General features: G+C 40.7%; 12 protein-coding genes. 4 read left to right on the forward strand and 8 right to left on the reverse strand.

Features of this window, described 5'->3' with window-relative positions:
* Positions 1-100 precede the first annotated feature (100 nt).
* A complete protein-coding gene (locus tag RMZ95_RS17665) occupies positions 101-1,549 on the reverse strand; it encodes a hypothetical protein (RefSeq protein WP_322686678.1) in 1,449 nt (482 codons plus the stop codon).
* Between the two features lie 337 nt (positions 1,550-1,886).
* Here RMZ95_RS17665 and RMZ95_RS17670 point away from each other — a divergent pair, with 337 nt between their 5' ends.
* Positions 1,887-2,612, forward strand: a complete 726-nt coding sequence (locus tag RMZ95_RS17670; RefSeq protein ID WP_322687708.1) for a peptidoglycan-binding protein — start codon at positions 1,887-1,889, stop codon at positions 2,610-2,612.
* A gap of 30 nt (positions 2,613-2,642) precedes the next feature.
* Here the strand turns inward: RMZ95_RS17670 and RMZ95_RS17675 are convergent, their stop codons facing one another.
* Together RMZ95_RS17675 and RMZ95_RS17680 are read right to left on the reverse strand one after the other, a co-directional pair.
* On the reverse strand, positions 2,643-3,536 hold the full coding sequence (locus tag RMZ95_RS17675) for an SDH family Clp fold serine proteinase (protein ID WP_322669758.1): 894 nt from the start codon (positions 3,534-3,536) through the stop codon (positions 2,643-2,645).
* A gap of 97 nt (positions 3,537-3,633) precedes the next feature.
* On the reverse strand, positions 3,634-5,535 hold the full coding sequence (locus RMZ95_RS17680) for a serine/threonine-protein kinase (protein WP_322686676.1): 1,902 nt from the start codon (positions 5,533-5,535) through the stop codon (positions 3,634-3,636).
* A 296-nt stretch (positions 5,536-5,831) separates the two neighbouring features.
* Between RMZ95_RS17680 and RMZ95_RS17685 the strand changes: the two genes are divergently transcribed.
* Complete coding sequence (locus tag RMZ95_RS17685) at positions 5,832-6,752, forward strand: DUF3365 domain-containing protein (RefSeq protein ID WP_322669760.1); 921 nt, start codon at positions 5,832-5,834, stop codon at positions 6,750-6,752.
* A 293-nt stretch (positions 6,753-7,045) separates the two neighbouring features.
* Here RMZ95_RS17685 and RMZ95_RS17690 read toward each other — a convergent pair whose 3' ends face one another.
* Entirely contained in the window at positions 7,046-8,287 is a 1,242-nt protein-coding gene (locus RMZ95_RS17690; RefSeq protein ID WP_322669861.1) for a serine/threonine-protein kinase, read from the reverse strand.
* Positions 8,288-8,645: 358 nt separating this feature from the next.
* Between RMZ95_RS17690 and RMZ95_RS17695 the strand changes: the two genes are divergently transcribed.
* Positions 8,646-8,822: a hypothetical protein gene (locus RMZ95_RS17695; RefSeq protein ID WP_322669761.1), complete on the forward strand. Its 177-nt coding sequence runs from the start codon at positions 8,646-8,648 to the stop codon at positions 8,820-8,822.
* A 49-nt stretch (positions 8,823-8,871) separates the two neighbouring features.
* Here RMZ95_RS17695 and RMZ95_RS17700 read toward each other — a convergent pair whose 3' ends face one another.
* Complete coding sequence (locus tag RMZ95_RS17700; protein WP_322686675.1) at positions 8,872-9,684, reverse strand: Uma2 family endonuclease; 813 nt, start codon at positions 9,682-9,684, stop codon at positions 8,872-8,874.
* Between the two features lie 570 nt (positions 9,685-10,254).
* Here RMZ95_RS17700 and RMZ95_RS17705 point away from each other — a divergent pair.
* On the forward strand, positions 10,255-10,722 hold the full coding sequence (locus tag RMZ95_RS17705) for a hypothetical protein (protein WP_099102204.1): 468 nt from the start codon (positions 10,255-10,257) through the stop codon (positions 10,720-10,722).
* A gap of 533 nt (positions 10,723-11,255) precedes the next feature.
* Here the strand turns inward: RMZ95_RS17705 and RMZ95_RS17710 are convergent.
* The 3 genes from RMZ95_RS17710 to RMZ95_RS17720 are packed head-to-tail and all read right to left on the reverse strand — an operon-like array spanning position 11,256 to position 12,000.
* The gene (locus RMZ95_RS17710) at positions 11,256-11,588 is read right to left on the reverse strand and encodes a type II toxin-antitoxin system PemK/MazF family toxin (protein ID WP_322686674.1); all 333 of its coding nucleotides are present in this window, start codon (positions 11,586-11,588) and stop codon (positions 11,256-11,258) included.
* Positions 11,589-11,591: 3 nt separating this feature from the next.
* The gene (locus tag RMZ95_RS17715) at positions 11,592-11,813 is read right to left on the reverse strand and encodes a hypothetical protein (protein ID WP_322686673.1); all 222 of its coding nucleotides are present in this window, start codon (positions 11,811-11,813) and stop codon (positions 11,592-11,594) included.
* A gap of 43 nt (positions 11,814-11,856) precedes the next feature.
* Complete coding sequence (locus tag RMZ95_RS17720) at positions 11,857-12,000, reverse strand: hypothetical protein (protein ID WP_409882932.1); 144 nt, start codon at positions 11,998-12,000, stop codon at positions 11,857-11,859.
* Positions 12,001-12,007 lie beyond the last annotated feature (7 nt).

A 12,007-nucleotide genomic window follows, 5' to 3' on the forward strand; every position in this document is an offset into this window, starting at 1 on the left:
TCTTTTATAGTCGTGTATTGGGCATGGGGCATGGGGCATTGGACATTGGTTATTCTTCTTGTCCTCTCATCTCCCCTGCTCCCCTGCCCCTCTGCTCTCCCTACCCTTCTCGTATTTTGGGGAGAATAGCGCCTTTATCTACTACCACCGGAACTGATACTTGTGTTCTTAGCTGCCGGGTTTGCTCGATAATTTGGTCTATGTCTTCTTGGGATAAACGCTGGACGTAGTTGAGTTTGATTTCCTCTAAGAAGTCAAAAAGTAAACTTTGAATTTCTGAGAGTACATGTTTTTCCTTGATTTGAGATCCTAAGACCTGGGTGAAGCTTTCTACTAGCTGACTGGTGAGTTGTGCTCCTACAGGGTCTTCAACAGCGCTAACTAAAGTTTTGTAAAGATTAGTTGTGATTTGAGTCGCCAGTTGTTCGCTTAACTGGGTTTGAGCCTGTGCCACGCCAGGGAGATTCTGGAGGTTGCGGTAGACGGGGACTTGATGGAAGACGGTTTCGATGTTGTGGCGCAGAATGGCAACGATCGCAGGTTGGATATCAGGTAGCACTTGGTAGACAATTGTTTTTACCAAAAGACCTGCGATCGCTTCCACTTCATTCACATTATTAATATCTATGTAGGGACGTAAATTTTCTTGTTGCGAGAGCCAGCTTGTCAATTCACCCCGCTGAATTGAACCCTGAACCTGATTAATCACTCTCACCACAACAATTTCTGTGAGTTCTTCAGCAAAATTGGCGACAATCCCCTGATTAAGTTGCTTTCGCACTGGATGCAGATTCAATAACTGCGCTCGATCGAGGCGAATTAATACAGGTATGATTCGCAACCCTCGCCAAAAGGGTATTAGTAAAAATAAATCGTACCAACGCCACAATAGTGCTTCTAACCAGCTAAAACCAGGATGTTGGCGTCTGAGCAAGAAAGTGCGCCCCAGCAATTCTACACCAAATAAAATCACAAAAGGTAAGTCAATAATCCAGAATTTATCAATAAAATCGCCATTTTCCCCGATTTGGCGGTAGTAGTTACTGGCGATCAAAGGGCGGATGCTTTTGTTGAAAAAATTAATTTCTTTATCCCAGCTATTTTGTGATAGGTGCGGCTGACTCCAAAAAGTAGCGAAGGACTGTTTTGCAGATTCTTTGCGGATGTGCGATCGCATCCTTTGTTTGATTTTCTCCAGAGTCCCACTCTTATTAGCTCCCGCAAACGGGTTACTGTCAATCATCTCGCTACTAAGACGACTTATTTGTATTAGCCTGTTATTTACCTGAGGCGACTGTAACCCTGTTTGCCTAACTTGTTCCTCTAATGCGTCTACTGTTTCTAGATAACTTTTTGTGTCTCGATGACTTTCAATACCTTTGATTGGGTCATAAATATTAGTAATTTGGGGAAGTTTTCGCAAGTAGAAATCTCGCCAAGGTACATAACTTAAATCAAACAACACTAAACCTAAATTTACTGCGGCAGCAATTGCCATAAATCTTTCAACCCAAAGATTACGCTGCTTAGAAGATTTTATATTTTTCATTTTTTGTAATATATGATACTTGTTGAGGTCCACAGGTAAAGAGACTGCTTTTCACCTTCAGCTGACGCTCAATGCACAGATGTGATTTTCTAACGCAGTTTAGGGTTAAAAGGGTATATTCGCTTCAAATGATAACCGCTATATCTTTGCTTATACAAGATACTTCTTTTGATGGATGACAGAAGTTATTGTTTAAACATCTGGCTAAATTTAACAAAAAAAATCACAATTTGTTCAAAATTCATTAAATAATCGTGAAAAAAGTTATTAAACAAACTTAAAATGCAGCTGTTAACGTTTACGATCCTGCTGATTTGACCCAAAGGAGTTTTTAAGTATGTGGTGTGGGTTTGGAAAATCAAGCGCAACCTTTGCTGTTACTTGCCTGATGACTGCTAGTTTGGTAATTACAGACACAGGTTTTGCAGCCCCTCAAAGAAGTTATACACCCCAGCAATTCCGTGAAGTATTGCGGGGATTAGGCTATAACGTCAAGGTAACAAATACCGCTTTGACAGACGAGGAAACTAAAAAGGCAATTCGAGAATTTCAGACTGGTTATAAGCTAAAACCAGTTGATGGCATCGCAGGGCCAAAAACCCAAGATTTTGCTGCTAACATCGTTCAAATTCTACACAGAAATTTGAATGCAGTGGTGAAGCCAAATCCTCCTCTGCCGCGCGATCGTTTTTATGGTTCTCGCACGGAAGAAGTGGTGAAGGAGTATCAGAAGAAATATCAGTTGCAAGAAACTGGAATTGCTAACTTAGCACTCCGCCAAAAGCTGAATGAAGAAGCAAAGACACTCTTCAGCCAGCCGACAACTAAACCAACAACTAAACCGACAGCGACACCGAGAGCAACACCGAGAGCAACACCGAGAGCAACACCGAGAGCGACACCGACAGCTACGCCAACAGCGACACCGACAGCTACGCCAACAGCGACACCGACAGCTACGCCAACAGCGACACCAACAGCTACGCCAACAGCTACACCAACAGCTACACCAACAGCTACACCAACAGCTACACCAACAGCTACACCAACAGCTACACCCTAGTTGCCAAAAAAACTCCTACCCCAAATCCGCTCAAGCGATCTGATTTGGTTCTTCTAAGGGTCTGCCCTTGGGTGTAGGTAGAATTGGACGGCGGTCATTGTAAGGCATAGGAATGTACTGCACGCTGGGTCGTCCTCCTTGTGGCTGTGGGTACATATCCATGAGATTATAAATAGAATGGGGCAGTCCGACGGTTACGGGCAGCCCCATTTCTGTTGCTTCTTCAATAGTGATGGGATAGTCATGGGTGACGCGCCCAGTTGTCAAGGCTTCGATAATCGGTTCGATATTTTCTGGCAGAACTTTTTGTTTAGGTACACTGTCTTTTAGCAAAGTTCGTACAAACCGCTGTACCTGCTGTATTGCTTTGCGTGATAGGTCAGCCATAATTAGGGTTTGGTCATCAATCTCACCGATGGGTTTATCTTCAACCACTTTCAGAATACTGGCTGCGGGGTAATTACCCAGTTGGGGATCGACTGGACCCAAGACAGCGTTAGCATCCATAATAATTTCATCAGAGGCGAGGGCAAGCATTGTACCGCCACTCATAGCATAGTGAGGTACAAAAACTGTGACTTTTGCTTGGTGGCGAATTAACGCTCTGGCGATTTGTTCCGTAGCTAAAACCAAACCGCCAGGAGTGTGCAAAATTAAGTCAATTGCTACATCTGGCGGTGTGAGGCGAATTGCTCGCAATATTTGTTCTGAGTCTTCAATAGTAATGTAGCGAGATATAGGAATTCCCAAAAAGCTAATGGACTCTTGACGGTGAATTAGTAAAATCACCCGACTTTTGCGTTCCTGTTGGAATTCTTGTAAAGCACGCAAGCGCCGATATTCTATTTGACGTTTTTGCCAAAGGGGTTGCAAAGAAGTCAGAAGGAGGAAAATCCAGAATAAATCACCAATACCAAAGCCCATATATTTATTTTTGTTCAAAAATAACGGTTGCCGTCATTATTGTCACAAATTTGGGGCGATCGCAGTTCTATCTGTAGATTTATAGAAAAATTACGAATTATTTACTACCCCTTCGCCAAATTTTAATAGTGTCGTCATCACTACCGCTAACTAGGGTTTGGCCATCGGGACTGAAGGCGACACATCTAACATAGTTGGAATGCCCTGTAAGTGTGCTGATTTCTCTGCCACTGTGTATGTGCCACAGTTTGATAGTGTTGTCCCAACTGCCACTAGCGAGAAATTGTCCATCCTGGCTAAAGGCGACTGACCAAACTGAATCAGAATGACCTATGAGAGTACGAATTTCTTTGCCTGTATTTATATGCCAGAGTTTAATCGTGTTGTCACCACTGCCACTGGCGATAATTTCCCCATTTTTGCTGAAGGCGATACAGTTGACAAAGAAAGAATGGCCTGTGAATGTGTAAATGTTCTTGCCTGTGTATACTTGCCACAATTTAATAGTGTAATCATTACTGCCACTAGCCACCAGTTGTCTATCCTGGCTATTGGTTGTAAACGTTCTCGGAGAGTAGGCGACTGACGAAACTGGGTCGGAATGACCTGTGAAAGTTTGGATTTCTATGCCTGTGTTTACCTGCCACAGTTTGATTGTGCAGTCAGCGCTGCCACTAGCCAAAAACTTGCCATCTGGACTAAAAATAACGGAATTTACCCAATTAGCATGACCAGTGAGAGTACGAATTTCTTTACCCGTGTTGACATCCCACAATTTGATTGTATTATCCCAACTCCCGCTAGCTAAGATTCCCCGATTTAGGTCTGCAACTCCCGCAGATTTGCCGGATTCGCCTTGATAAGAAAGGTTTGAAGAGATTGGGATTGGGCTAAAGGCGACCGAATGAACCATACTGGAATGACTAGAAGGCCAACGACCCAGTTGACGCACTAGCTTGCCAGTACTCACTTGCCAAAGTTTGATGGTCTTGTCATTACTGCCACTAGCAATAAATTGTCCGTCTGGGCTAATGGCGATCGCATGAACCATACTAGAATGACCTTTGAGGGTCTGTACGCATTTCCAATTCTGCCGATCTAATACAACAGGTACAGGTAGTTGCAGCTTAGGGGTTATCACTAAATTAGATGAGCTTTTTGTTACATACTCCCCTGTCTCAGGGCCTAATAAATCCAACCACTCTTGCACAGACTGGGGACGATACGTTGACTCCAGATCCATGCCGCACATAATAGCTTGATTTACCCTGTTGCTGATCTTGGGATTAAAATATTGTGGTGGTTCTAAATTAATATTGTGACGTCTATCATCTGCACTAGTCGGTACAACTGCGGTAAGCAAGTTATACAAAGTAGCGGCTAGGGCGTAAATATCAATATATTCTCCTCGCGGCGCTTCTGATTCATACTGTTCAGGTGGGGCAAAACCAGGAGTACGATACACTGTATGCCTTTGGATCGTATTAGGAATAAATTCTCTAGCGATGCCAAAGTCTATCAGCACTGCTTCTAATTTATCAATGCGGATCATGATGTTGCGTGGTTTGAGATCCCGATGCAACAGTCCTTTAGAATGGATTAAGGTCAAAGCATCGCCAATTTGCCGGATGTAAAGTAGTGCTTCTGCCTCTGATAACACTCCTATTCGCCTCAAGCGCTGTGCTAAGTCTTCCCCTTCGATGTAATCCATCACCATGCAGGGCAAATTTCCCTCATCGAAGATGGTTTCTATCTGTACTATATGAGGATGGTGGCACACAGCCAGCCGAACTGCTTCATCACGAAAGTCTTGCCGTAACTTGTTTCGGTGGAGTATCCAGGCGGGGTGATTCAGGATTTCTTCTTTGAGGGTTTTAATCACTCGCTGTTGATTTCGTTGATTTCTGGCAAGATAAGTAATGCCAATTCCGCCTTCACCTAGTTGGCTTTCAATAATGTAGCGTCCCCCGAATAAAGACTTTCCTGCATTCCACACCATTAGTAATATTTGACAATTGCTGGTATTTATTTTGGCACGGTATTCAGTTCAGCCAACACGAATTTTTGGGAATTCCATTTGAATTGCTGTTGTAGCTTTTTAGAACTTACTTACTTAGATAACATTTTCATTAACCTCAATAATTACTAATAGTATAAAGTTTGGATATACCCTCATAGTTTTGGCTAAACTATGCCTTTATACGAAAAAATGAAAGTTGATTGCTCATGTTACAGTAAACAGTAACTTTAGACATATTTGTTCATAATAATTTGACTTGTAGGTAATCTAAAATTATGCTAAAGAATCTCAATTTGAAACAAAAATTTACAATTCTGCTACTGGTAATTTTGACATTTGGTCTGAGCTTGAGTGGATTTACTCTTTCTTCTCTACTGAGGGAGAATGCTAAACAAGATATTAGCTCCACTGGTCTCATGCTCATCCAAACAATGAGTTCTGTTCGTAAATACACCAGTACTCAAGTGAATCCAGAGCTAGTTGATAAATTGGCTACTGAATTTTTGCCACAAACCGTTCCTGGATACTCAGCACGAGAAGTATTTGAAATTTTACGGAAAACAACAGACTACCGTGATTTCTTTTATAAAGAAGCAACTCTCAATCCCACAAATCTTCGGGATAAGGCTGACGGTTTTGAGACGGAAATTGTAGAACAGTTCAGAAATAAATCAGACCTTAAAGAAGTTAGTGGATTTCGCTCAATTCCTGGTGGGGATATCTTTTATATTGCTCGTCCCTTAGCAGTGTCTGAACAAAGCTGTCTGGCCTGTCATAGCGTACCTGAAGCTGCACCTCAAAGTATGATTAGTCTTTATGGTGCTGCTAATGGATTTGGGTGGAAACTTAATGAAATTGTTGGCGCTCAGATTATATCAGTACCCGCCAAGAATGTCATTAATAAAGCAAATCAGTCTTCTTTACTAATTATCTTGATTGTATCAGCTATATTTATAGCGACTATCCTATTAGTCAACTTGTTCTTGAATCGACAAGTTGTGAAGCCTCTCAAACGCATGACTCGCATAGCCGAAGAAGTTAGTACGGGACATATGGAAGTTGAATTTGAGCAGATGTCTAATGATGAAATCGGTAATTTAGCTAGAGCCTTTAAACGGATGCAGTTAAGTTTAGAAATGGCGATGAAAAGAATCAAACGTACTCAAGGAGGTACAGGCGATTACAATAATTTCTAATGACGTTCTCTCTAAGAAACTTAAAAGCGTAGCTTGCTTCTCTGTAAGGGTACGCAAACTCGCTTTGCGGGACACTAACGTAATCAAGCTCTGTACAAGACGTTGCGTGTAACTTGCTTCCCTCATAGAAGTATACAGAGTCGCTTTGCAGGATGTTAACGTAATTAATTTTTGTTTCTAGGATATTTAAACCTACTAAAAAACCTTGCTAATTTTATTAGCTTTGTTGACTTAAACCCATAGAATTAGTTAAAAGATTAAAAATTATTCCTCAATCCGTGATGTCTAAATCTCTATGAAAATAAGCTTTTTTTAAATTCAAAAGCTGCTTGAAAATTAGGAATCTCCTTAGTTACAAGTTCAATAAATTGGTCAGCTGAAATATAAGGATTGTGGGCTAGTATTTCTTCTATAATCAGATTTGCCATTGGGCCGATGTGGTAGGCTAATTCTTGCTGACAATGTTTGATAAATGCTGGTTGGAGTGAAGATTGTTGTTCAATTCTTTGCCCAGTTTGTGGACTAGTGGGTGAATTAAAAATTGTTTCTTCAGGTTGGTTATATGACTGCGATAAAGCCGACATAGCCTGAAATTCAGGGTTAAATACCGTAGCCGGTAAATCATCAACCATGATTGCAGAAAACATTGCTATTTCTGGTTCTCGAATACGCTCTAAATCTCGAAGAACTTCGCTGGCTGTTTGGTATCGCTTGTTAGGCCTATCTTCCAACATACAATCAAGTACTTGAGCAAACCCATCAGTAACATAAGTATAATCACGCCAGTTCCATTCAAGTGAGTATTGATCCATTAGTAAAGATGGATCTCTAGCTGTGAGTAATACAATAGCAGTTACACCTAAAGCATAAAGGTCACTAGAGGGTGAACATAAACCCAAACTAATCTGTTCGCGGGGAGCATATCCAACTTTGCCTACAAGGGACATTTTGCCAACAAATGTTACCTGGTGGTTGGAACTTCTCGCCTCGTTAATATCAGCAATTTGCTTGCCTACCCCGAAATCAATCAGCACTGGCAGATCCTTGCCATCGGGTAACATGATGTTGTCTGGAGAAATATCTCGATGGATGATGTTGTGCTGATGAACATATTCCAAAACAGGCAGCAGATTCTTTAGCCACTGTATAACTTCGTCTTCTGAAAAATTTCTTCCTTGACGTTGAAGTTCTCCTAGCAGTCTTGAATATGTTTTACCGTCAACATACTCTTGTACTAGGAATAGCCGACCATCTCCTTCAAAGCAAGCCAAAAACTTAGGAATTTGAGGATGTTGCAATTGATGAAGAATTTTCGCCTCTCTTTTAAATAAGTTACGATATTGTTCTAGTCCACTTTCGCCTGTGCCAATGGGTGCAAATTCTTTGAGAACACAGGCTTCATTAAACCGACGAGTGTCAAATGCTAAGTAAGTTCGTCCCAATCCTCCCTGTCCTAGAAGTTTTTGGATTATATAGCGGTTATCGATTAGAGTTCCAGCAGCTATTTCTGGTCTTGTCATAGGGGACTGTGACATCATCATCGCACTCCTAGCGATTTTGTTATTGATAAATTATCTAATTTGCTGAAAGTCAGAAACTCTAGCAGATAAAGGCTGATAACATCCTTTAAATTGAGGTTAGCACCACTATCAAGCCAAGGAAATACACTTTTCTACAATTTTCTGATGGTCTTGTGTTACCAAATAGACAATTTTAACCTGAGTAATTCGATCGTACTACTAATACTTAAGTATTTTAGCCACCGCAACATAATCTGTGTCTGCGGTAATATCTGCAAATGTTCAGGGTATCACTTTTGAGATTTGCTGCTGAACCTTATTTTCCCCATAGTTACCCAATTGAAACTGGGTTGAGGAACAGTAAGGATATAGCGTGACATCATGGTTTTTCATAAAAAATGAGGTTGCTATAGACTTGCTGAAAGAAATATTATATGTATTTCAAGTGCTAAATATGCGATCGCTCTCAAAAATTAATCTTTCTGAGAAACTATATCATTATTCAGATAGCGGCTTCGGCATCGGCGATCGCAGTTTTCAGTACAGATGATTCCTCAAAAGCAGAAAATTATGCTGCGTATCACAAAAGACTTGTGAAGCTATAATAATTCATCTAGTTCATCAGGATTCACGCCTAATTGACGCAAACGTTCAGCTAATTGTTCTACTTTTCGTTTGGCTTGAGCAGCTTCTTGTTCTGCAATCATAGCTCGTTCAGTTGCAGCAGCAGCTTCCTCTGTGGGTGCAAGAATTAATTCTCCTGTCAAAGTGAACCACCTTAACCACAACCTTTCAATATCTCGAAATGAACCTTGCCATAAGCCTAAACTCAAATCTATCTCTGGCATTAATAGGTATCCATCGGTCAAATTCATCGGTTCATAGTGACCGCCGACCAACTGAAAAGCCCGAAGTTCATTAGTATAGCGACTAAATACAACATAGTAAGGAATCCGCAAAATTCGCTCATAAACTTCCCATTTGCTAGGAGGTTTATCTGCTGCACTTTCTCTTCTTGTGCCTAAATCTTCGTCTTCCGTACCTGGAGATAATAACTCAACAACCACGAAGGGATTTGCTGGTTCTTGCCAAGTGACATAACTTAACCGTAAGTCTTGCCCTTTGTATAATTTTTCTACGCCTACTACACCAAACCAATCTGGGCGTTTATACCACAAAGGATGCTGTAAATCATAGTAGAGATTAAGGTCAGCCGCACTGTAAACTAGTTCTGAATTCCAGTTAATCGGCTGAAAAGTTAAGTATAAAAGTAAGGGTTGTAAAAAATGAAAATCGTCTGGCAAGCCTGGTTCCTCTGGGTTATCACTTGGTAAATCATACATCGTTGGTAGGGTTTCCCAAGGAGGAAGCGGCGGGTCAGATTGAGGGATGTAATGGGGAGAAGAAGTCATATTAACAATTCAAAATTCAAAACTTGTACTGAGCGTAGCCGAAGTATTCAAAATTCAAAATTAAAGGCATTTTGATTCGGGGATTTAAACTCAGACTCAAAATATGTTACGACAAGACGTAGGGATCTTAAACCCTTGAATGTACGATAAAAATTAGGTTTGTATTTTTCGGCTATTACTTTTATGGCTCTACCATACTTATTAGGCTAAATTTACAGCTTCCAAAAGGGAATAGGGAGAATAGATGTGTACTGAGTTTTTTCACGTAATCAAATAAGATTCCTATAGAAGTAGTAATGTTATTCCACAACTAGCTGCGAAGTGTTGGCGCACCGCTCTGCTAACGCCTAATTTTGAGATTACCTCTGCTACTATTATCTCTAAATGTTCGGCTTCCTTGGGTCAAATGCCACTGGACTCTAATCGTGAAACTTGCTCAAGGTTGCTAATTAGCGAGATATCACTGATTGAAAGGTATAAAAATTTTTTCTTAATTGCTTATAAATAACTATTACTGCCTAAATAACTTGGGGAATACTGAAATTTAGTCCCATTAAAGGTGTATGAAAAATGGCAGATAATAAAGTCAGTGCAAAACTTTCCTCCGCAGATAGGGAAGCCGTGATGCAAGCTATTACTACTATCCGCGAAAAGTTACCGTTCTTGATTGATTTGACAACCGAGGAGCGTAAAGCTTTACCTAAGCTGGGCGATAAGAGTCGGGCGTTTGTGAGTAAGGCGTTGGAAATCGGTACACAAAACCCTGACTTCTTACCTCGTTCTTTTGACTTGAATGAAATGCGCCAAGATATCGAATTATTTGAAGCCCTGTATCCCATTTTGCTGTCGTTGACGCAACTGCAAGAACTGGTGGATGATACTTCTGTGGCTGTTGGTAGCGAAGCTTATGCGGCGGGGTTGATGGTATATAACTATGCGAAAGTCAGTGGTAAAGGCGCGGGTTTAGAGTCAATGATTGATGATTTAGGACGCAGATTTGCCCGGAAAGCTAAAAAAGTGCAACCACAAAGTTCATAAGGAACTTCCAACAAATAAATTATCCAATTTTGTGGGGTGGACATCTTGTCTGCCCTTGGGTACGGGCGGGCGAGATGCCCACCCCACAAGAAGTAGTTGAGTATTTTTTTGTTTGGAGTTCCTAAGTCGAGAAATTAACTCAACGCTTCTACCTAAAAACCTAAAACTTTGAGCTTCTGAGCTTGGGTGTTTCTGTTTCAAGTGAAAAACTCCTAGTCAGAAGCTTAAGTTTTGCTGTTGTCAGCAAGAACGTTTTTGTTTAAAGTGAGAATGTTTTGGTTTTAAACGAGAACTTTCTGGTTTGAAGTGAGAATGTTCTGGTTGAAAACGAGAAGTTTTTGGTTTGAAGTGAGAATATTCTGGTTTTAAACGAGAACTTTTCGGTTTCAAGTGAGAACGTTTTTGTTTGAAGTTAAAAAGTTTGTGTTTAGAACTAAACAGTTGTAGATTAAAAAGCAATACGGTTTACTATTTTGACGCGCTAAGTACTAGCGCACTGCTTTGCTACATCATAATGATAGTCAGAAAGGCTTCTATTGAATAGAAGACCATATTTGAGAGATGTTCTGACACACTTTTTCCCAATCATTTGGTTGTAAAGTTCCTAATTGACGTTCTAATAGACGCTTTTCTACTGTGTTTATCTTATGCAATCTCACTACCGAAGGACGCATTAAACCTGCTTGCTGCCATTCGATAATTTCAACATCAAAAGCAGTTTGAGTGATTTGACTGGTAATCCGCGCCACAATAATATCGTCATCTCCGGTATCTAAAAGTACTAATACTGGGCGAAGTTTGAATGTTACTGCATCAGAAAATGGCAACTTGAGCAATATAACAGAACCAGATTGATAATTTTGCATTGATTAAATCGTGTCGTAGATAGCATCATCTTCGCTGTAGCCTTTTAGTAATTGTTCGGCTGCAAGACGATGCCAAGCTGCTTCTTCTTGTTCTTCTTCTGTGGGTTCATTGACGAGAATAATTACTTTTACCTGCTGGTTATTTGCTAACTGTTGCCATATCACATTTGGTAATTCTATTTTGCCTTCATCGGTGACATTGGCAGGAAATTCGTATGCTTTCATATTGTGTTTATTGCTCGCTAGTTCTAATACTATTTTGACGCTGTTATTGCACAACTAGCTGCGGTCGCCATATTTTGATATTTCCGCCACTATCTCCCGCAGCCAGCCAATTTCCATCGGGGGTAAAGCTGATGGATGTAACTTTACAAAAATGAGTCAGGCTGTGAATTTCTTTACCTGTTGTCACATTCCAC

It is taken from the genome of Nostoc sp. DedQUE07 (assembly GCF_034530975.2).
GTDB lineage: Bacteria > Cyanobacteriota > Cyanobacteriia > Cyanobacteriales > Nostocaceae > Nostoc.